This window comes from Actinomyces faecalis (assembly GCF_013184985.2).
GTDB lineage: Bacteria > Actinomycetota > Actinomycetes > Actinomycetales > Actinomycetaceae > Actinomyces > Actinomyces faecalis.
The window spans coordinates 502,323-523,287 of record NZ_CP063418.1 but is presented as its reverse complement, the minus strand read 5'-3'; the positions used below and the strand labels follow the sequence as shown (position 1 = coordinate 523,287).

The window sequence follows — 20,965 nt, the reverse complement described above, 5'->3', positions numbered from 1 at the left end:
TCGCCGGCTCGGCTCTCAGCCTCAGTCCTCAGCCTCAGCCGGGGTCCGTCCGGAGGGCGGCTCATCCGGGCCGTGGACCGTGACACCGCTACCGGCCCCTGTACCGCGAGCGCCCTGACGCATCCGGTGCAGGCGACGCACGCTCGGCGGCAGAGCCGCCTCCCCCGCGGCCTCACTGGTCCCTGCCGCACTGGCAGCGTCCTGTCTGCCGGGCGCCGGGACCTCGACCGCCAGCTCACTGGAGCGCCGTGTCACCGGTGCGGCTGGCAGAACGGCCGGCCCGGGGGCGCCTAGGGTCCCGCTGGTGGGGACGTAGCGTGCAACCTCCGGGACGTCGTCGGGCACCACCGGCAGCGGCCGGTGCCCCCGCAGGTCCCCGGGAGTCCCCTCCTCGCCCAGTCGTCGTGGCAGTGTCAGGAGGAAGGACGCCCCCTCACCCGGCCACCCCCAGGCCTCCAGCGACCCGCCGTGCAGAGAGGCGTCCTCACTGGCGATCGACAGGCCCAGCCCGGAGCCTCCCAGCGTGCGCTTGCGTGAGATGTCGGCACGGTAGAAGCGGTCAAAGACCTTGCGTGCCACCTCCGGGGTCATCCCGACCCCGTGGTCGCGCACCCGTACCGCCACCGCGACCTCGTCGCCAGCCACCGTGAGGTCGATCCGTGTGCCCTCGGCGTGCTCAAGGGCGTTGAGCAGCAGGTTGCGCACGATTCTCTCCACCCGCACCGTGTCCATCTGCGCAATCACCGGCTGGACAGGGCGGTCGAGGCGGACCTGCGCCCCCATGCGGTCGATGTGGGTGGCAGTGTCCTGGACCACGGAGGAGACCAGGAGCCCCAGGTCCTGCTCGACGGCGGAGAGCTGGACCTTGCCGGAGTCCACCCGGGAGATCGTCAGCAGGTCGTCAAAGAGCCGGCGCAGTCGCGAGGTCTCCGAGACCAGGACGTCCAGGCTGCGTCGGGCCAGGGGAGAGGTGATCTCGTCACGTGCCTCCTCCAGCTGCTCCGCCGCCAGGCCGATCGAGGTCAGCGGCGTGCGCAGCTCGTGTGAGACGTCGGTGACGAACAGACGCTGCACAGCGGACAGGCGCTCCCAGCTGTCGATCTGGTGCTCCAGGGAGTCAGCCATCTCGTTGAAGGCGCGCCCCAGGGAGGCGATCTCGTCCTCGCCGCTGACCTTGACCCGCTCGTCGAGGTGGCCGTCAGTCAGGCGTCTGGCCGCCTCCGAGGTCCGGCGGATCGGCAGCAGCACGCGCCAGGCCAGGACCCACACAGCCATGACGAGCATGAGCAGGAAGGCGGTGGCAGCCAGCACGATGCTACGTGTGGTCAGGCTGACCAGACGCTGCTCCGGGGACAGGCTGTAGAAGAGGTAGAGGTCGTAGGCGCCGGCCTGAGGCAGTGTCACCCGGGAGCCGATGACGACGCCGGGGACCGTTCCGCCCGGGTCAGGCAGGGCGACCTGCCTCCAGGCCTGTGCGCCGTCCGCCGCACCGACCAGCTCGGCAGACAGGTCCTGGCTGATGAGGGACAGCAGGCGCTCGTCCGAGGCCAGGCCACCGATCGAGGCCTCACCGGCGGCGTCACGGTTGCGTACCAGCGCGACCCCCATCCTTCTCACGTTGCCCGGCCCCTGCCCGAGACGGTCGACGATCTGCTGGGCCGCAGCCGTCAGGTCCTCGGGAGTCGCGCCGTCCAGGAGGTCCAGCTCGGTCTGGACGCTCGTGGTACGCATGCGCGCGTCAAGCAGCAGGAACCCTCGCCTCTCGGCGTAGACGTCGTCACGGATCATGGCCGAGACCACGAGGACGAGCAGGATGATGAGGACGATGCCGCCGGTCAGGGCGGACAGGGCCATCCTGGCCGGCAGGCTGCGTCGCACCACCCGCACCGGGTTGCACCAGTCAGGCAGGTGCCGGCGGCCAGCGGACTGCGACGGCGTTGCTGGGCTCACAGCGGACGCAGCCGGCTGCCTCCCGCTCACCTGGGGTCGCCAGCCCGGTACCCCACGCCGCGCACGGTGACGACGATGACGGGGTGCTCAGGATCCCGCTCGACCTTGGAACGCAGGCGCTGGACGTGGACGTTGACCAGCCGCGTGTCAGCGGCGTGCTGATAGCCCCACACCCGGGCCAGCAGCTCCTCGCGCGAGAAGGCCTTGGACGGTGTCCGGGCCAGGGTCAGGAGGAGGTCGAACTCCAGGGGCGTGAGCGCGATGACGGCCCCGTCGCGGGTCACGCGGTGGCCCAGGACGTCGATGTCGACGTCGCCCACCCGCACGTGCTCCACGGCCCCGGCCTCGGTCCCGCGGCGCAGCCGCGTACGCACCCGAGCCAGCAGCTCCTTGGACTTGAAAGGCTTGGTCACGTAGTCGTCCGCCCCGGCCTCCAGCCCGGCCACGACGTCCTGGGTGTCGGTACGGGCGGTGAGCATGATGACAGGGACGTCAGACTCGGCGCGGACGAGTCGGCAGATCTCGACCCCGTCCAGCCCTGGCAGCATGAGGTCGAGGAGGACCAGATGCGGTCGGACCTCGCGGAAGCGGCTCAGCGCCTGGGCACCGTCAGCGCAGAAGAAGGGCTCATAGTGCTCGGACTCGAGCATGATGCCGATCATCTCTGCCAGGGCGGCGTCGTCATCGACGACGAGGATCCGGGTCGTCATGCCTCATATCCTGGCACGCCCACGCCGATCCCACAGCCGGTTTCCCGTGTCAGGACCGTCAGGACCAGTCCTCCTCATCCCTGGGCGCGGCCGGAGCGGGCAAGGAACTCCTCCTGTGGGCGGAGGGCGAGCAGGCGGACCACGTGCGAGCATGTGGCCATGACCAGTGACCAGACTCCGTGGCAGTCACCGTCGGCCGGTACCGGCGAGGAGGAGAACCGGGAGCCCTCACAGCAGGAGCCCCAGTCCTCTCCACGTCCTCAGCCTCGTTTCGGCACCTACGGCACGGTGCCTGCTGGCCGGCCTGTCCAGCCAGAGCCCGGCCAGCCCGGCTACACCTACGGTCAGGTCCAGGACGCAGCCGCTACGGGGCAGCAGTGGTACGGCGGCTCAGGCAACCCGTACGGCGCGCCCGGCACCTCGGGCCCCGGAGGCTTCCTCCTGGCTCCCAAACCCGGCATCGTGCCGCTGCGCCCCCTGAGCATCGGCGAGATCATCACCGGCGCCTTCGAGTCGCTGCGAGCCAATCCCAGGGCGATGTTCGTCCCTGCGCTCGTGGTGATGTCCGTGCTCGGGGTGCTCTCGGCCCTGCTGACCTTCCTCTCCTCGCGCCAGCTGGACTCGTTGCTGTCGCTGTCCGCGTCCGATCTTGACTCCCTGGCTGCAGACGGCTCCGAGGCCGCGGCGGGACTGTCCCCGGTGTTCACGCTCGGGTCCGTGGCTGGCTCCGTGGTCACAGCGGTCATGATGTCCCTGGCTGGCACGGTGCTGACCGGCCTGCTCATCGTCGTGGTCTCCCGCTCGGTCCTAGGCCGGCTGGCCACCCCCGGCGAGGTCTGGCAGCGCACCCGCTCACGCGTGTGGGCCCTGATCTGCCAGTCGCTGCTGACCTCATTCATCGTCTACGGAGTGCTCGCCGTCGGCTCGACTGTCACGATCCTGGCGGCGTTCGGGATGTTCGGCAGCGCGGGAGCCTCGCGCTCGACCGGCACGACCGTGCTCGCTGTGCTGGCGATCGTCATCATGACGCTGGCGACCCTGGCCGCCACAGTCTTCCTGTGGGTGCGCGTGTCCATGGCCCCGGCCGTACTCGTCCTGGAGAACGTCGGGGTCATCACGGCGATCAGTCGTTCGTGGGAGCTGACACGTCAGGGTTTCTGGCGGGTTCTCGGCGTGCTCGCCCTGGCGGCGATCATCGCCAACGTGGCGCTGTCCGTCGTCAGCGGGGTGGTCGGGACCCTCACGACCGTCCTCGGCACCGTCCTGGGCGCCTTCGCCCTTCTCACCGCGCTGTCGGCGCTTCTCGGGGCCCTGCTCAGCGCCGTCGTCATGCCCTTCTCCGCAGCCGTGACGGCCCTGACCTACATCGACCTGCGCATGCGCCGAGAGGGCCTGGACGTCGAGCTGCGCCAGGCTGCAGCCGCCTGAGCCGCCACCCGGAACCGGACTGCCATGACGTCCCCGCTCGTGCTCGCACACGCGCTCGCCGCTGACGTACCTGCGACTCCTGAGGCCGAGGAGGCGCGTCAGGCTGCTGTCCGGGAGCTGTCCAAGCCCGTCTACCACGAGCGCCCCAGCCTGCTGGCCCAGGTCTGGGAGTGGCTCGTCGAGCACCTCAGGCTCAGCCAGGTCGTCCCCGGTGCGCCAGCCTGGCTGTCCTTCCTCATCGTGGCTCTCGCCGTCGCGGTCCTGCTGGCGCTGCTGATCCTCCTGGCGAGACGGTTCACCCTCGCCAGCCGCTCACGGCGCGCGAGCGCGTCCCTGTTCGACGACGAGCGCGACGCGGCCACGCTGACCCGGGCCGCCAACGAGGCCGCCCAGGCGGGCGACTGGACGACCGCCGTCGTCGAGCGCTTCCGTGCCATCATCCGTTCCCTGGACGAGCGCGGCCTCATTGAGGACTACCCCGGGATGACGGCGCACGAGGCCGCAGCGGTCTCCGTAGCGGCCCTGGGGTCCCTAGGACCTGAGCTGAGCAGGGCTGCTGACCTGTTCGACTCGGTGCGTTACGGCGAGGTGGTCTCCACCGCCGCCCAGGACGAGTGGATGCGGCAGCTGGCGAGCGACATCGCTCAGGTTCGTCCTGCCTCGGCCAGGGAGGCTGTCTCGTGAGCACGACGACGCCCCCGGCCCCTGCCGGTACCCCCACCACAGCCGCCCCTTCCAGCGACCAGGTGGCTGGGGAGCGCATGGGCGCCCGGCTGCGGCGCTGGCGTCCGCTCCTGATGACCCTGGCTGTCTTTCTCGGCGTGACGCTGGCTACCGCTCTCCTGCGCCCGCCGGTCTCCAGCACGCCGCTGGCCGTCGACAACCCCCGGGGCACGGGCGCTCAGGCCCTGGCAGCCCTTCTTCGCGACCAGGGAGTCGACGTCCGGAAGGCGAGCTCGGTCCACGAGGCCGTGAGCCTCGTGACGGACCGTGGCTCCGCTCAGGGGCCGCAGGTGACGGTCGCCCTCATCCACCCCGGTAGCCTCACGGAGGCCGAGCGTAGCGCCCTGGCCGCCAGCGGCGCTGACGTCACGGTCATCGGCTCGACCTACGAGGACCTGACGGGACTGACCGACCTGGTCCCCAGCGGCGCCTCCGCCGGCCCGGACAGGCTCCTCACACCACAGTGCGCTGACCCCGACGCCCAGGCCGCCCGGACGCTGCAAGGGAGCAAGGGATCCGTCGGAGTCAGCAGCAGCGCCCCGGGCGCCGCCTCCGGCGAGGTGGTTACCTGCTTCCCTGTCGAGGACACCGGCGGCTACTCCTACGTCGTCGCTCCCCTGTCCGGCGGAGGGACGCTGAGAGTGATCGCGGACGCCTCGGTCGCGACCAACAACCAGCTCACCACTGCCGGCAACGCGGCGCTGAGCGTGCGTGCGCTGGGCCACCACGAGACACTGCTGTGGCTGGACGGCTCCCAGCACGTGCCGACCTCGGTGTGGAACCCGCGTGCCGTACCGGCCTGGTTCTCCGTCGCGGGGCTGCAGGCGCTGATCGCGCTCGGTGTGCTCGCCCTGGTACGGGGCCGTCGGTTCGGTCGCCTCGTTGCCGAGGACCTGCCCGTCCTGGTGCGGGCCACCGAGACGACCCGGGGCCGAGGCCGTCTCTACCGCCAGGCCAAGGACCGACGTCGTGCGGCCAGGGCGCTACGCGCCGGTACCGCCCGCCGGCTCGGGCACCGCCTGGGGGTGCCGGCCTCAGCCGACGCCGGCGCCCTGACCCAGGCGGTCGCGGCAGCCACCGGGTACCCGGAGCGCGCGATCGCGCACCTCCTGTACGGCCCGACCCCAGACAGCAACAGGTCCCTGGCGGACCTAGCCACCCATCTTGACCGCATCGAGAACGAGGTCTCCCAACGATGACAGCTTCCAGCTCCTACGGCCTGACGCCCTCGGACCCCACCACTCCTGCCTCCTCGCCACAGGACCAGGCTCACGAGCACCCGCGAGACCCGCGCGAGCGCCTGGTCGCGCTGCGCTCAGAGATGAGCAAGGCCGTGGTGGGCCAGGACGCCGCCGTCACCGGCCTGGTCATCGCCATGCTCGCCGGCGGGCACGTCCTGCTGGAGGGCGTGCCCGGTGTCGCCAAGACCCTGCTCGTGCGCAGCCTTGCCCAGGCCATGGACGTGGAGACCAAGCGCGTCCAGTTCACCCCGGACCTCATGCCTGGCGACGTCACCGGCTCCCTCGTCTACGACGCCCGCACGGCCGAGTTCTCCTTCCGCCCGGGACCGGTCTTCACCAACCTGCTCCTGGCTGACGAGATCAACCGAACCCCGCCCAAGACCCAGGCCGCGCTGCTTGAGGCCATGGAGGAGCGGCAGGTCTCGATCGACGGCGCACCCCGGCACCTTCCCGACCCCTTCATGGTGGTCGCCACCCAGAACCCCGTGGAGTACGAGGGCACCTACCCCCTGCCGGAGGCGCAGCTCGACCGCTTCCTGCTCAAGCTCGTCCTGCCGCTTCCCGAGCGCGCCCAGGAGGTCGAGGTCCTGACCCGGCATGCCTCCGGGTTCGATCCCCGTGACCTGGTGGCAGCCGGGCTGCAGGCCGTCGCCTCACCGGACGACCTCGCCGAGGCTCGTGAGCAGGTCCGCACGGTCGGCGCCTCCCCCGAGCTGCTGGCCTACGTCGTCGACCTCGTGCGAGCCACCCGTCAGGCCCCCAGCCTGGCGCTGGGCGTGTCCCCGCGCGGGGCGACGGCGCTCCTGGCGGCAGCGCGAGCCTGGGCGTGGCTGTCCGGGCGGTCCTTCGTGACCCCGGACGACGTCAAGGCGCTGGCGGTCCCGGCCCTGCGTCACCGCGTCCAGCTGCGGGCCGAGGCGGAGATGGAGGGCGTGACCACCGAGTCCGTCATCTCCGGCGTCCTGCGCGCCGTCCCCGTGCCGCGCTGACCTTCCGCCCTGACCACGTCGACCAGTCCTACAGGAGGAGCGATGTACCTGACCACCCGCAGCGTGTGGGCGACGGCGCTGGGCTGCATCGCGGTCCTGCTCGCCCCCCGGCCGCTGACCGTGGTCGGCTGGTGCGTCCTGGTGGGTCTGCTCGTGCTCATCGACGTGCTCTGCGCCGCCTCACCGCGCAGCCTGCGGGTCGAGCGGGCAGTCGCCCGATCCGTCCGGCTGGGTGAGTCGACGACGACGACCCTCACGCTTGCCAACACCGGTCACGTTCGGGCTCACCTGGAGGTACGTGACGCCTGGCCCCCCTCCGCCGGAGCCAGCCACGAGCGTGCGCGCATGGAGGTGCCGGCCGGCGAGCGACGCCGTCATCGCACCGTGCTGACCCCCACCCGTCGCGGTGACCGTAGGGCGGACCTCGTCACCGTCCGCTCCAGGGGTCCGCTGGGGCTGGCAGGGCGTCAGGCCTCCCTGCACTGTCCGGCCCGGGTGCGCGTGCTGCCGGCCTTCTCCTCGCGGCGTCACCTACCTAGCCGGCTGGCCCGGCTCCGGGAGATGGACGGGCGCAGCGCCGTCATGGTGCGTGGCGCAGGGACCGAGTTCGACTCGCTGCGCGAGTACGTGGTCGGCGACGACGTGCGGTCCATCGACTGGCGGTCCACGGCCCGGCGCGGCGAGGTCGTCGTGCGCACCTGGCGCCCGGAGCGTGACCGCCGGGTCCTCCTCGTCGTCGACACCGGCAGGCTCTCAGCGGCCCGTCTGGGCGACGAGCCTCGTCTGGACGCTCAGATCGAGGCCTGCCTGCTGCTCAGCGCGCTGGCCTCCAAGGCCGGCGACCGCGTAGACGTGCTCACGATGAGCGAGCGCACAGGGGTCCAGGTCCGCGGCCAGTCCGGGCCTGCCCTGATGAGCACGCTGGCCGACGCGCTCGCACCGGTGACGCCCGAGCTGAGCGAGACCGACTGGACGGCGATGGCTCAGGCTGTTGGCTCGATCCTGTCGCAGCACGCCCTCGTCGTCGTGCTGACCGCGCTGGACGGCGCCGGCACTGACGCCGGGATGCTGCGTGCGCTGGGTACGCTCGCCCGCGAGCACACGGTCCTGCTCGCCTCAGCCTCAGACCCTGAGCTGGAGCAGCTGCGCCGCCAGCGCGAGGACGGCGAGACGGTCTACGTGGCGGCTGCGGCCGAGCGGGACCTGGCCGACCTCCAGGTCTCGCGCGAGCGGCTGCGTCGCGCCGGCATCGAGGTGGTCGAGGCCCAGGCCGAGGGCCTGGCACCGGCTCTGGCCGACTCCTACCTCGCGCTCAAGGCGGCAGGACGGCTATGAGCGTCTCAGCCTGTCTGAAGCGTGCTCTCCCCCGCGTCCTCGACCGCGAGGTCACCACTGTGCCCGGCCGCCACAGCACGACGCCCCAGGCCCAGGGTGTAGGCCCACAGCACGGCGAGCGCGAGCGCGCCGACCGTGATCTTCAGGGCCCAGGGAACCGGTGCGGGAGTCACGAAGGCCTCGATGAGGCCCGCCACCGCCAGCGCAGCGGTCAGCCCCACCGCGACGGTGATGAGGGCGCGCCCCTCCTGGGCCAGGGCCACCGAGCGGGGCCGGGGACCCGGCACGAGCATCGTCCAGAAGAGCTTGAGCCCTGCTGCACCGGCGATGAAGATGCAGGTCAGCTCCAGCAGGCCGTGGGGCGAGATGAGCGCGAGGAACAGGCCGAGCATGCCGTGGTCAGCCATGACGGCCCCCGCCTGACCCACGTTGACGGCGTTGGCCACGAGCATGTAGCCGGGAAGCACTCCCGTGATGCCTCCAGCCACGCTCAGGGCCGCGATCCGGGCGTTGTTGGTCCACACTATCGAGGCGAAGGTCGGTGCGGCGTAGGTGGAGTAGTAGGACTCGAAGGACTGGTGCGCGTAGGCGTCCAGCTCCGAGGGGCTGCCCAGTGCCGCCATGGCGGCTGGATCGCGCAGGGTCCACAGGCCGGCGACGACGGCGATCGTCACCTCGACCAGGGTGACGCCGATCGTCCACCAGCGCAGCCGGTAGAGCGCGGCGGGCACGCTGGCCGTGGCAAAACGCCTCAGGTCGCTGCCTCGCAGCTCGCGGGTGCCGTTGACGCGACCGCGGGCGGCAGCCACCCGGGTCGACATCTCTGCCAGCAGCTGCGGGTCCGGCGCACCGGTACGGATCCGCGACAGGTCACGAGCCGCGCTGCGGTACAGCGTGACGAGCTCGTCAACCTGGGCACCGTCCAGACGCGGCGCGGCGACAAGGCGGTCCAGGCGCTCCCACTGATCACGGTGGGCCACGCTGAAGGCGTCGATATCCACGAAAGGAGTGTGGCATGACGTGGTTGAGCGACACCTCCTCCGAACGGATGATGGTTCCCGAGCGTGTCGTCATCGGGGAGGCTGTGGCGCTGGAGGTCACCTCCGTCGCCGTGGGGACGCGCATCCTGTCCGGGCTCATCGACTACTCCCTGTACCTCATGGGCGCAGTTCTGTCGCTGCTCACCTGGATGACCGTCAGCACGCAGCTGAGCGGACCGACCCTTTCCGGCTCCGTGCTCATGTCCTTGATCCTGCTGGCGTGGATGGTTCTCGTGCCGGTAGCGGTCGAGACCTTGTCACGCGGCCGCAGCCCAGGTCGCATGGTCACGGGCACGCGCGTGGTGCGCGACGACGGCGGCGCGGTCCGGCTGCGTCACGCCCTGGTACGTGCGCTGGTGGGATCGATCGAGGTCTGGGGGACGTTCGGCGGTATCGCCGTCGCGTCGTGCGTCGTGACAAGGCGCGGCAAGAGGCTGGGCGACCTTCTGGCTGGCACCTACGTGGTCTCCACCCGCTCGGGAGCGCTGAGCGCGCCTCCGCTGCTGATGCCGCCCGAGCTGGCGCAGTGGGCTGCTCAGGCTGACATGCGCGCGCTTCCGGGCCCGTTGGCGCTGGCTGGACGGACCTTCCTCCAGCGTACCTCGACCCTGGCGCCCGAGGCCCGGGCCCGCGTGGGTACAGAGCTGGCCGCCCAGGTCTCGCAGTACGTCGCGCCTCCGCCGCCAGGCACGCATCCCGAGCGCTTCCTGGCAGCGGTCCTGTGCGAGCGCCGTGATCGCGAGCTGGAGATGGCGCTGGCCGACCGTGCCCTGGAGGCGCACGAGCTCAAGCGCTCCGAGCAGCTCCCTTACGGCATGAGCTAACAACCTCGCGTCGTTTTCGCTCCTGAACAGTCGGTTTCAATGCAGGCCGCTATGGAAGCGACTGTTCAGAGGCGAAAGCGATAAGACAGATGAGACAGTGGCCCTCACCCGGGCACGCTGTCACCCCTCCAAGGTACTCCCTCGTGGACCAGGAGCACCGGGACGCCGTCACGCACCGGGTAGACGAGGCCGGCACCACGCGAGGCCAGCCCGGGCTCACCACTCGTCCCGCGGACCTCGACCAGCTCCTCACCTGTGACCGGGCAGCGCAGAGCCTCGCGGACCTGTGGGGCCACCTCATCAAGTACGCCGGCGGCGCTGTGCCATGCCTGCGTCGTCATCTCAGTCCTCCTTCTGGCCGCGAAGCACCCGCAGGTGCCCACGGCGCATGATCTCGGACCCGTCCATCTCAGGCAAGGCCTCCGACGACGGAGCCTGGGTGAGCGAGGCCGGCAGGATCCCTCCGGGCCGGCCAGAGCGCTCAGCGGGCTGAGGCCGCGGACGCTGGTGCCTCGAGGCGTCACGGACGGCGTCAGCCAGGGCCAGGAGGTCGTCCTCGCTGGGAGGCGCGGGCTCGAAGCTGGCTGCCAGCCGGATGACCTGCCAGCCGCGCGGGGCGGTGAAGGACTCCACGTGCTTCTCGCACAGGTCGTACGCCTCGGGCTGGCGCTCAGTCGCCAGCGGACCGAGGACGATCGTGGAGTCGGCGTAGACACTCGTCAGCGTCGCGACGGCGGGACTCTCGCAACCGGGCCTGCGGCAGCTTCTGACGGTTCTCACCGTCGCAGGCTACCGCGCCGGCCACGGTGTGCTGGCAGCGCCACTCGGTCAGGTCACGGTCTCACGCAGGACGAGCACGCCGCCACGACGGGCGTGCGGAGCTCCCTCCGGATCGCTCGTAGGGTTGGGCCGTGATCTTCCACCCTGTCCCCGAGCCTGCTGGGAGTCCTGCTGCGCCGGCACGCAGGCGCGACCGCCACGGTCGCGGGCTGCGCGGACCGCTGCTACCGCCCCACCTGCCCGCCTGGCGCACACGTGCCGAGAAGTTTGACGAGATGGTGGCCACGGCGGCGGAGGACCTCTCCCGACGCTGGCCGGTGGTCAAGACCATCCAGCTCGCCGTCGAGGAGGTCCCGCCCTCTGACCCTGCGCCGTGGGAGCGCGGCGTGGTCCTGGGACGGGGGTTCTCCGCTGAGCCCCGCGCAGGTCTTCCGTCCCGCATCATCATCTACCGCCAGCCGGTCTCCTCCCGGGCCGACGGCGAGGAGGAGCTGGTTGAGCTCGTACGGCAGGTCGTCGTCGAGCAGGTGGCCCAGATGCTCGGACGCCGCCCGGAGGACATCGACCCCACCGCCTTCGGCGCCTAGGTCTGCAGGGGCGGGACGCGCTCAGCGCAGCTGGAGGGCACGCGCTGAGGTGGCGGCGACGTCGGCCACAGGCGGGACGACGGCGACCAGCGTGCCCGCCATGTCACCTGACACCTTCTGAGTCAGCACCGCTGCCGCTCGAACCTGTGATCCTCGTGGGGCAGAGAGGACGAGCGTCCCACTGCCCTGAGGAAGCGTGTCTGAGTCCAGCTCCATGCTCACCGTCTGGCCGGCGGGCACCGTCACGTCCTGGTACCCCGCCCCGGATGCTGCAGCCAGCGTGACCGTGGTGGCGTCCTGGCCGGGGTTGGTCAGTACGAGCGTAGAGGTCAGGTCCTGCCCCGGCACCGGCACGGTCAGTGCCCCGTCGGCCACGACGGCGGCGTCCTGCGCCTGGACCCAGGCCACGTCCCGCACGCTCGTGCCCGAGCCTGCCGGGTACTCCCCCGCGGTCCGCACCAGCCTCGCTGCGGCAGTGACCGGCTGAGAGGAGGTCAGGCGGATGCCGTAGGCGCCAGGCTCCAGCCCGGTCAGGCTGACGTCGAAGACCGCGCCCGGGTCGACCACGAGCGAGCCTGCTCCGGGCAGCTCCTTCTCGCCGTCGGTACCGATCATCGTCACGGAGACCGAGGCCTCGGCGTCAGACGGGTTGACGACCCGCAGGACGGGCGCGTCCCGGCCCTGCCCGCTGTCACCACCGCCGGCCGAGGAGCCAGAGGAGTCACTGACGTCGGCCGGGTCCTGCGCTCCTGCTCCAGAGACGTCCTCGAGCACGACGCCCGGAACGAGAAGCTCAGTAGCAGGAGCGGCTCCCGCGGTCAGCACGTCCGTTCCGGCCGGGGTCTCGCCGTCGAGCGACTCAGTGACCAGGGAGGGGATCAGCATCCCGCCGTCCGCCTCCACGGAGACGGCCAGCCGGGCGTCAGCGGAGCGCGCGGACTCCAGGAGGATCGAGGACGACCCACCGGCGGCTACCGCGACCTGGCCACCCGAGGGCAGGGTGAGCGGACCGGTTGAGCCGTAGAGGGTGACGGTCGCCGTGACCGTGGTCCGGCCCGGGTTGACCAGGCGCAGCTCGGAGGAGGAACCCAGCGCCGCTGAGCCACCCACGATCCAGGACACCGCCGAGGCCGGGGCGCAGGCAGCAGCGGTCAGGCCTCGCAGGTCGCCTGAGGCGGTCGAGGTGGTCACGAGTCCGGTCGCCCAGGCGTCAGAGTCCGCAGAGGGCGTGACCGCGAGGACGCCGCCCTCTGCGTCGCGGGTGGACAGCGCGGTCTCCTCCAGCCGCGTGTCCTGGTAGGTGGCACGTGCCCCTTGCCCCAGGACCGTGATCGAGGTGGCCGAGCTCGTCTGTCCCAGGTCGACTGCTCCCACAGAGTTACCGGGGCCGGCCGGGCAGGCGTAGACCGACTCCGTGGCGGGCGCAGGCACGCTGATCGCCCCGACCTGCGCCTGGACGGCGGTCGGGGTCAGCGTGGCCCACCAGGTGGCACCGGCTGCGCCGGCAAGGAGCGCGGCCCCTGCCAGGAGCGCGGTGCCGCGTCGCACGAAGGCACGAGGAGATCTCATCGCACGCTCCTCCTCCGGCGCAGGGGCAGCGCGGCCAGCGCGGTCAGCGCCCACACCACCCAGATGACGCGGGTCGCTGTCATGGCCAGCGGTGAGGCGTGCGTGAGAGTCAACGGCCCACAGACGCCTGCCGGGACGGCGAAGGCCTGGCGCCAGTCCGAGCCGGACGGTGCCACCGGCTCCAAGGTGGTCCCGCCCACGCTCGCGCTCCAGCCCTCACTGGCGCGCTCAGCCAGGACCAGGGTGCGCTCACTGCCTGAGGCCGCGACCTGAGCCTCCGCCACGTCAGGGACCGTGGTGCCCGTGCCCTCAGAGTCCACCAGAAGGACGCGGGCGACCTCCTGAGCCTGAGAGGGACCGACCCTCCAGGACACACCGACAGAGGTCTGAGCCAGCGACTCCAGCCCCGGCGTCGCCTCCAGCCCTGCCCGGGCGCTGGCCGTGGCCTCGTCGCCAGAGCGCTCCGTCAGCAGGACGACAGCGACGCCGTGGCGGGCGAGGTCATCGGCCACGTCCTCGTCCTGCCCGCCCACGGCCCGCGCGACGACGTCAGCGAGGTCCTGGTCGGCGGCGTCACTCAGGTCGAGGAAGACCAGCTCCGTACCGTGTGACACCGCAGCCTCGCTGGCAGCCGCCTGAGAGCCCGGGCGCAGGGAGGCGTTAAGGACCTCGGGGCCGGTGCCCGCCAACCGGCTACGCAGCTGCGCGGACAGGACGTCCGGGGTCGTGTCCAGCAGCCGGGTCCCCTCACCACGCCACAGGCTCACGCTCATACCCTCCGGGGTGGAGGTGAGCACCAGGACACGCCCAGCGGAAGCCGACTGCTCTATCTCCGCGGCAATAACGGGAACCTGCTGCGAGGCCGGCCGCAAGGCCATGGCCTGCGCCTGGGAACCGGCGCCGCTGGAGCTGATCGAGGCGGCGGCCCACGCCGCCCCCAGGACGAAGGGCGCCAGGAGCGCCGCGCAGCCGAGACCGGCCACGGACAGGTGGCGCCAGCCGAAGTGGTGACGTACCAGGGTGGCGCGTGCGGCGTCGGCGCCGGCCAGGGCCGAGGCGAGCAGGCCCGCCGTCATGAGGCTGAGCCCGGCCCCGGGCCACCCGGTCACGAGCAGTGAGCCTGTCCCGTCCACCGCAGTGCCGACGGCGGTGACGTGCCGTACCGCCAGGGCGGCGAGCAGGAGGCCGCCCACGGCGAGCAGGACCCCGGAGCGGGCACGGTGCCCGCGAGGTCCACGGGCCACCAGACCGCCCAGAGCCAGGACCGGCAGGACCGCCAGAGCGATGACGAGCACGACACCGGCGATCGCGCCGTGCGCCGATCCCTGCGTCAAGGCGCCCAACGAGACCGGCAGGCCGAGGGCCAGCTCCAGGCCGTCAGGTGCCGTCGCAGCGACGGGGTTCCCTGGCTCGGTCAACAGGTAGCGCAGTCCCTCACGCCACGCGCTGGCCCCGCCCAGCTCCCGAGCGACGCGGGCAGCGTGCCACAGCGCCGGCAGCGCCGTAGCGGCCACGGGCAGGATGGTGAGCGTCAGGCGCAGCAGACGCTTGGGCGAGGCGAGAGCGAGCAGGACCAGCGCCGGCACGATCACCAGGGCCAGTGCTGGTGAGGCGGCCACGACGAGGCTGAGCAGGAGACCGGCCACGGCAGCCGCCGTGGGCGAGCCGTTACCGTACTGCTCGGTCGCGGCGGCACGGACCGCTGCACCACGGCTGGTTCGGGCGGAGACGATCACTCCCTGGGCGTCATCAAGCACGGGGGTGGCCGGGTCGTCATCGACGGGACCGTGGGAGAGGTCCTGATGCTGCGACGGCAGTGAGCCTGGTGCAGGGGCGTCCCCGTCGCTGTCCGCGTCGTCACCAGCGTCCTCGGCACCTACCAGGGCGCCGGTGGCGCCCGACTGAGCAGCGTCGACGGCGCGCCTGCCTCCGGTGTCCTCCTCCGCCCCCGGCTCTGGCGCCGTCGAGGCGGGCTGATCCGACGCAGGTGCAGGCCGGCCCTGTTCCCGGTCTGCCTCCTCGTCCAGGCGGGCGAGGGACTCGATGGTCTCTGAGGCGAAGCGGTCGAGCTCTGCGCGCTCAGCCTCAGAGACGTGGTGGGCACCGACCAGGCCGGAGAGGATGACGTCGCGACGATCAGCACCGACCGCTCGGGCGAGCGCGGTCGCCGCCCACGGCAGGACGAGGTGGACCAGGAGCGGAGCCAGGCGCCCCTGGCCCAGGGCCAGGAGCAACGTGGGGGCCGTGGCCCACACCAACGCCGCCCACGCGCGCAGACTCGTCCGTCGGGTGAGGGCGCCTGCGGCGTACCAGGCGCCTACAGCCGCCAGGGGCAGGCAGACCACGAGCAGCACGTGGACCGCCAGGTCACCGCTGACGCCCAGTGCCTGGACCAGGGCCAGAGGAAGCGCAAGCACAGCCAGGAAGGGGCTGAGCGTGCCGGCGTAGCCGTCTCCCGCCTTGTTCCACGTGCTCCAGGCCGCGTCCCACAGCTCTCGCCATCCAGAGTCCAGCGAGGCCAGGGCGCCACCGGTCACGGCACGGGTGGTGAGCACGTGCGAGGTAGCAGCGAGCGCCAGGACGCCGGTGAGCACCACGACCGTCCCGAGGACCCGACGACGGCGTCTGGCCAGCCCTGCCAGCTCGCGCAGCTCCAGCTCGCTGGGAGCCGCCGCACGAGCGGCACGCTCGCGGGTCTGGCGGGCGCGGTCACGGCGTGCGGCGCGGATCTCGGACGCCGGCAGGTAGAGCTCGGCCAGGACCGAGCGCGAGACGGTGGCTCGTGCGCCCAGGCGCCGTCGGTCCCGGCGCAGCAGCCGCGCCGAGCGCAGCGTCAAGGCCGCTGCCGCGAGCTCGTCGCGTGCCAGTGCCGGGTCCTTGGTCAGCAGCCGCCACGCGCTGCGTCCGAGTCCGAGCACGAGGAACCACAGCAGCAGGAGGGGCAGCGGACGGGAGGAGAAGGCGGCCCAGGAGCGCAGCTGGGCGACGCGTCGCGCACGGAAGGAGGCGTCGGCGTCGGGCTCAGGCTCGGTAGCGACGGGGCGGCCAGCGTCCTTGACCGCTGCGGGGCGGTGCCCTGCGACGGCCTTCGCCCCGCCGTCAGGAGCGCCCGCGGTCCGCAGACCCAGGTAGGAGGCTCGACGGTGGCGCACGACAGCACGTGGGACGACGACGACACGCCGTCCTTCCAGACGCAGGGCACGGGAGACGGTGAGGCCGTCAGCGAAGACGGAGACGTCATCGGCCACAGCACTCAAGGATGCCCAGACCGCGCGGTCAACCAGGGCACCGGCCGTGCCAACAGCCAGCACGTCGCTGCGGTCGTCGTGCTGACCCTGGTCGATCTCACCGTCGACGACGTCATTGGCGCGCCTGGCGGCAGCCGTCGTGCGCAGGCCGACCTCCAGCAGCTGGTCCGGGTGGTCCCAGTCGACCTGCTTGGGTCCTGCCATCGCTACTGACCGGGCGTTCGCTACCACGCTGAGCAGCCGCTCCAGGCACTGCGGCTCAGGAGCGGAGTCGTCGTGCAGGAGCCAGAGCCAGGAGTCCTGGGAGGCGGTGGAGGCGTCCATGACCGCGGCATGAGCACGGTGCTCGGCGTGGGTGATCGGGGACATGCTTCCGACTGGGCCAGTGAGCTGGCCGTGCCCTGAGGTCGTGTCGTGGTGCAGGCCCTGACCCGTGGCCAGCGACGTCGTCGGCCATGAGGTGCCGGTGGCTCGTGAACCGCGCGGGGCGCGACGACGGTTGCCCTGCTCCAGCAGCTCGGCGTACCGCAGCAGGCCGGCACGCACAGCGGCGACGAAGGTCGGTACCTCGGGGGTCCGGACGATGCGCACGTCCGCGACGGCATCGAGCCCGGAGGCGTCAACCGCCTCCTCAACCGGGGTGCCGTCCCCCAGGCCGTTGTCACGCGAGGCCGCGTCCACCACGAGGACGACCCCCGGCGCTACGGTCTGGCAGGCCACAGCACGGAGGGTCTCGGGCAGGTAGGGAGTCACCCCGCACGTCACGACGACCGCGAGAGTTGTCAGGTCAGGCGTGGAGGCGTGAGCTGCGGAGGCGGAGACCGCCGACGTCATCGCTGAGTCACAACCATCCGGCCAGGATCAGACGGCGCGCCGCTTGAGCTTGCGACGCTCACGCTCGGACAGGCCGCCCCAGATACCGAAGCGCTCGTCATTGGCCAGGGCGTACTCCAGGCACTCCTCGCGGACCTCGCAGGTCGCGCACACGCGCTTGGCCTCACGGGTGGATCCCCCCTTCTCAGGGAAGAAGGCCTCCGGGTCCGTCTGCGCGCACAGGGCGCGCTCCTGCCAGGCAAGAGGGCCGTCGTCGACCTCATCGCCACCGAAGATGAGACGAAGAGCCGCGTCGTCGGCCTCGTCGGTCCGCTGCAGCGGACCGTCTCCGAGGATGTTCCACACGATGGCGTCCCTTCCGAATGGCTCACAGTTCTACGGCTGAAATTACACGGGTGTAGGCAGGGTCCGTCAAGCCGAGTAGCCGACTTCACCAATCACCGGCCTCGGGCCTTAGGTGTACCTCACTGCTCGGTCTGTGAGACGCATGTGCCGGACCTGGCCACCCATTGGCCGCCCCTCCTCCACACCGGCCTGGGCACCCGGACGCCAACCAAGCGTCTGGATCGTGGCCGCTGCGTCAGGTTGAATGCCGTGCATGGCTGCTTCCACCGATCCGCTCCTGCCTCTGCTCCCCCAGGCATCCGACTCCGACCGGCCCTGGCTGGTGTGGTACGCGCCCGGCGAGCGGGTGGAGCTGACTGGGCACGTGCTGGCCATGTGGGCGGCCAAGACAGCAGGCCTTCTTGAGGCGGAGGCGGGGACGGCGCCCCGTATGAGGCTCGCGATGGAGCCAACCTGGCGGACGGTCACCTGGTGCCTGGGAACATGGCTGGCTGGCGGCTGCGTGGTGACGGGTGAGGACCACGCGCCGGCTGACGTCTCCGTCGCCTTCACACCTGACAGGCTCGACCCCACGGCCGAGGCCCAGGTCCTCGTGCCGCGCGCGCCGCTGGCGGTGCGCTGGGAGGGCGAGGAGGGCAGCGGCTCGGTGGGGCAGGAGCTGCCGCCGCTCGTGCTCGACGGCGTCGCTGACGTCATGACCTACGCGGACTCCTTCCGGCCAGTAGCAGCCCGCCCTGAGGACCCTGCGCTCACCCTGGACCGCCACGAGCTGGACGCGTGGCGCGTCCCCCAGGTGGACGACGCCGTCGGGAACGAGACTGAGGGCAACTCGACCTGGGTGACGCTCAGCCGGCAGGAGCTCGCACGGGAGGCGGCCCGGCTGACTGGTGAGGCAGGGCCGGCTGCCCTCATCCAGGAGTCCGCGAGCGCTACGGCGCTGCTGGCCGTCCTCGCCGCCTGGCGCGCCGGCCGCACGGCCGTGCTCGTGGCACCCGAGGCCGACGAGGCCCTCGTGGCTACCGCGGCCCGTCAGGAGCGAGCCGCGCGCGAATGAGCTCGTCGACCCCGCTGTTGACGTCCCTCACCCTAGGGCACGTCTGCCTGAATGACCGTCCCACGGCCTTCAAGCCACAAGGTGCGTTCGTCGGCGCCAATAAACAGCGCCTGACCAGCGGTCAGCTCAGCGCTACCCGCTGAGGTCGTGGCCGTAGTGGTCCCCTCGGTTGCCAGCAAGATCCTCGGTCCGCGCCCGGGGAGCGCCAGCCGGTCGTCCTCCGGGACGATCGTGGTGACCATGAGCTCAAAGTCGTCCACCGGGGCGTAGTAGGCCCGGGTGGCACGCGAGAGGTACTCCGGCGCCGGGCGCACCGGTGGCGCCGCGACGTAGTCGACACAGGCGAGCATGGCCGGGACGTCAATGTGCTTTGAGGTCAGCCCAGCCCTCAGGACGTTGTCCGAGTTGGCCATGATCTCCACGCCCAGACCAGAGATGTAGGCGTGGACCGCCCCTGCCGGAACGAACAGCGCTTCTCCGGGCCGGAGCGTGACCGGGTTGAGCAGGAGAGCTGCCGCAATGCCGGGGTCACCAGGGAAGGCCTGCGCCATGGTCAGGGCGTTGGCATCCACTCGGCGCGAGGGCGAGGCCCCTGCTTCCAGGCGTTGACGAAGCTCCTCGACAAGCTCCCTCACCTCATCGGCTGACGGTCTCGTTCCAGCAGATACCAGCTCAGAAAAAACCTGTCGAATACCGAAGCGTGTGGGGTTGAGGCGCAGTCCTCGACGTATACGCCTCGCCAACGCAGAGTCCAGGCCGCTCAGGACCTCGGCAGCCCGGCGTGGCGCCCGGAACCCGGCTACCGCCTCAAACTGAGCCAGCGCCAGGACCATCTCCGGCTTGTGGTTGGAGTCACGGTAATTCCGGACCTGTGAGGTGGCGGGGATACCAGCGTGGTTCTCCAGCTCATACCCTTCCTGCGCCTGGGCGAGGGATGGGTGGACCTGGAGGGACAACGCCTTGTCCGGGGCAATGACCTTGAGCAGATACGGGAGCTGCGGACCAAAGCGCCGTACCACGTCCTCCCCCAGGAACCGGTCGGGCGAGGACTCCACAAGAGCAGCCAAGGTGGCCCCGGAGGCCAGGCGGGTAGGCCCAGCCGGGTGAGCCCCAAACCACAGCTCAGCCCAAGGAGCCCCGTCCCCCTTGGTACCGAGCAGCTGCGGGATCGCTGTGCACGAGCCCCACTCATAGGGCTGACGCGCGCCGTCAAGTCGCTCCATAAGGGCCACGCTAGCCCACAGCAGCATGGGAAGGTCTCACAGCGGGCGTCTGCGTCCCGTCGCCAGACCCGGCACAGTCCCGATCAGAGGCCTGTGGCCGCGCCTGACCCCACAACAGACCAAAGTAGGTCACACTTGCCCCTATGCGAGGCATCATCCTGGCCGGCGGCTCCGGCACGCGACTTAACCCCATCACGCTCGGCACCTCCAAGCAGCTCGTACCGGTCTACGACAAGCCGATGGTCTACTACCCCCTGAGCACCCTCATGCTCGCGGGTATCCAGGACGTCCTGGTGATCACCACCCCGCACGACGCCCCCGCCTTCCACCGTCTGCTCGGTGACGGCTCCCAGCTGGGCGTCAACCTGTCCTACGCTGTCCAGGAGGTCCCCAACGGCCTGGCACAGGCCTTCGTCCTGGGAGCGGACTTCATCGGGGACCAGCCGGCAGCGCTGGTCCTGGGAGACAACATCTTCTACGGCCCCGGCATGGGCACGCGACTGCGCCGCCACACCAATCCCGCCGGCGGCGTGGTCTACGCCTACCAGGTGGCTGATCCCACGGCCTACGGCGTGGTGGAGTTTGATCACGACTTCAAGGCCGTCTCTATTGAGGAGAAGCCGGCTCACCCTAAGTCTGACTACGCCGTTCCCGGCCTGTACTTCTACGACAACGACGTGGTGGAGATCGCCAAGAACCTCCAGCCCTCTGCACGCGGGGAGTACGAGATCACCGACGTCAACCGGATCTACCTGGAGGCTGGTCGGCTGGAGGTCGAGGTTCTCCCTCGCGGCACCGCGTGGCTGGACACCGGCACCTTCGACTCGCTGGCGGACGCGACGAGCTTCATCCGCACCATCCAGCACCGCCAGGGGCTCAACATCGGGTGCCCCGAGGAGATCGCCTGGCGTATGGGCTTTATCGACGACGACGGCCTGCGCCAGCGCGCCGAGCCCCTGGTCAAGTCCGGCTACGGCCAGTACCTGCTGGACCTGCTGGAGCGCGAGCGGCACTGACCTCCGCCCCGTCGCGGGTTCGCTCGGTGCCAGCCTGGCACCGAGCGAACCCGCCCGACCAGCGAGGCG

General features: G+C 71.1%; 18 protein-coding genes. 9 read left to right on the top strand and 9 right to left on the bottom strand.

Annotated elements, in window-relative coordinates; all coding sequences use genetic code 11:
- Positions 1-21 precede the first annotated feature (21 nt).
- Together mtrB and mtrA are read right to left on the bottom strand one after the other, a co-directional pair.
- Positions 22-1,950: an MtrAB system histidine kinase MtrB gene (gene mtrB, locus HRL51_RS02085; protein WP_244960214.1), complete on the bottom strand. Its 1,929-nt coding sequence runs from the start codon at positions 1,948-1,950 to the stop codon at positions 22-24.
- Between the two features lie 26 nt (positions 1,951-1,976).
- Positions 1,977-2,660 (bottom strand): MtrAB system response regulator MtrA, encoded by a 684-nt coding sequence (gene mtrA / locus HRL51_RS02080; protein WP_172192269.1) that lies wholly within the window; start codon positions 2,658-2,660, stop codon positions 1,977-1,979.
- Between the two features lie 159 nt (positions 2,661-2,819).
- On the opposite strand from mtrA, the gene HRL51_RS02075 reads away from it, so the two are divergent.
- The 5 genes from HRL51_RS02075 (at position 2,820) to HRL51_RS02055 (ending at position 8,376) form a co-directional block, all read left to right on the top strand.
- A complete protein-coding gene (locus HRL51_RS02075) occupies positions 2,820-4,088 on the top strand; it encodes a DUF7847 domain-containing protein (protein WP_172192267.1) in 1,269 nt (422 codons plus the stop codon).
- Positions 4,089-4,112: 24 nt separating this feature from the next.
- Complete coding sequence (locus HRL51_RS02070; protein WP_172192265.1) at positions 4,113-4,772, top strand: DUF4129 domain-containing protein; 660 nt, start codon at positions 4,113-4,115, stop codon at positions 4,770-4,772.
- Positions 4,769-6,010, top strand: a complete 1,242-nt coding sequence (locus HRL51_RS02065; RefSeq protein WP_172192263.1) for a DUF4350 domain-containing protein — start codon at positions 4,769-4,771, stop codon at positions 6,008-6,010. The genes HRL51_RS02070 and HRL51_RS02065 overlap by 4 nt, the downstream gene beginning before the upstream one ends.
- A 122-nt stretch (positions 6,011-6,132) precedes the next feature.
- Positions 6,133-7,041 carry an AAA family ATPase gene (locus tag HRL51_RS02060; RefSeq protein WP_218957662.1) on the top strand — a complete coding sequence of 303 codons (909 nt, stop codon included), beginning with the start codon at positions 6,133-6,135 and terminating at the stop codon, positions 7,039-7,041.
- A 42-nt stretch (positions 7,042-7,083) separates the two neighbouring features.
- A complete protein-coding gene (locus tag HRL51_RS02055) occupies positions 7,084-8,376 on the top strand; it encodes a DUF58 domain-containing protein (RefSeq protein ID WP_172119743.1) in 1,293 nt (430 codons plus the stop codon).
- A 5-nt stretch (positions 8,377-8,381) separates the two neighbouring features.
- Here the strand turns inward: HRL51_RS02055 and HRL51_RS02050 are convergent, their stop codons facing one another.
- Entirely contained in the window at positions 8,382-9,377 is a 996-nt protein-coding gene (locus tag HRL51_RS02050) for a stage II sporulation protein M (RefSeq protein ID WP_172192261.1), read from the bottom strand.
- Between the two features lie 14 nt (positions 9,378-9,391).
- Here HRL51_RS02050 and HRL51_RS02045 point away from each other — a divergent pair, with 14 nt between their 5' ends.
- On the top strand, positions 9,392-10,240 hold the full coding sequence (locus tag HRL51_RS02045) for an RDD family protein (protein WP_172192259.1): 849 nt from the start codon (positions 9,392-9,394) through the stop codon (positions 10,238-10,240).
- A 104-nt stretch (positions 10,241-10,344) separates the two neighbouring features.
- Here the strand turns inward: HRL51_RS02045 and HRL51_RS02040 are convergent, their stop codons facing one another.
- The gene (locus HRL51_RS02040; RefSeq protein ID WP_172192257.1) at positions 10,345-10,581 is read right to left on the bottom strand and encodes a Trm112 family protein; all 237 of its coding nucleotides are present in this window, start codon (positions 10,579-10,581) and stop codon (positions 10,345-10,347) included.
- A 1-nt stretch (position 10,582) separates the two neighbouring features.
- Entirely contained in the window at positions 10,583-11,020 is a 438-nt protein-coding gene (locus HRL51_RS02035) for a DUF3499 domain-containing protein (protein WP_172119747.1), read from the bottom strand.
- Positions 11,021-11,151: 131 nt separating this feature from the next.
- On the opposite strand from HRL51_RS02035, the gene HRL51_RS02030 reads away from it, so the two are divergent.
- On the top strand, positions 11,152-11,607 hold the full coding sequence (locus HRL51_RS02030) for a metallopeptidase family protein (protein WP_244960213.1): 456 nt from the start codon (positions 11,152-11,154) through the stop codon (positions 11,605-11,607).
- A gap of 21 nt (positions 11,608-11,628) precedes the next feature.
- On the opposite strand, the gene HRL51_RS02025 is transcribed toward HRL51_RS02030, so the two are convergent.
- Genes HRL51_RS02025 through HRL51_RS02015 form a run of 3 tightly spaced genes read right to left on the bottom strand, consistent with a single transcriptional unit; the run spans position 11,629 to position 17,534 of the window.
- Positions 11,629-13,176, bottom strand: a complete 1,548-nt coding sequence (locus HRL51_RS02025; protein WP_172192255.1) for a DUF5719 family protein — start codon at positions 13,174-13,176, stop codon at positions 11,629-11,631.
- Entirely contained in the window at positions 13,173-17,258 is a 4,086-nt protein-coding gene (locus HRL51_RS02020) for a glycosyltransferase (protein WP_172192253.1), read from the bottom strand. Before HRL51_RS02020 ends, HRL51_RS02025 begins: the two co-directional genes overlap by 4 nt.
- 27 nt (positions 17,259-17,285) lie before the next feature.
- Positions 17,286-17,534 (bottom strand): WhiB family transcriptional regulator, encoded by a 249-nt coding sequence (locus HRL51_RS02015; protein WP_244960260.1) that lies wholly within the window; start codon positions 17,532-17,534, stop codon positions 17,286-17,288.
- A 322-nt stretch (positions 17,535-17,856) separates the two neighbouring features.
- On the opposite strand from HRL51_RS02015, the gene HRL51_RS02010 reads away from it, so the two are divergent.
- Positions 17,857-18,657 (top strand): TIGR03089 family protein, encoded by an 801-nt coding sequence (locus tag HRL51_RS02010; RefSeq protein WP_172192251.1) that lies wholly within the window; start codon positions 17,857-17,859, stop codon positions 18,655-18,657.
- Positions 18,658-18,689: 32 nt separating this feature from the next.
- Here the strand turns inward: HRL51_RS02010 and manA are convergent, their stop codons facing one another.
- Entirely contained in the window at positions 18,690-19,880 is a 1,191-nt protein-coding gene (gene manA, locus HRL51_RS02005; protein ID WP_172192249.1) for a mannose-6-phosphate isomerase, class I, read from the bottom strand.
- A gap of 143 nt (positions 19,881-20,023) precedes the next feature.
- On the opposite strand from manA, the gene rfbA reads away from it, so the two are divergent.
- Positions 20,024-20,896 carry a glucose-1-phosphate thymidylyltransferase RfbA gene (gene rfbA / locus HRL51_RS02000; protein ID WP_172192247.1) on the top strand — a complete coding sequence of 291 codons (873 nt, stop codon included), beginning with the start codon at positions 20,024-20,026 and terminating at the stop codon, positions 20,894-20,896.
- The last annotated feature ends 69 nt before the right edge of the window (positions 20,897-20,965 follow it).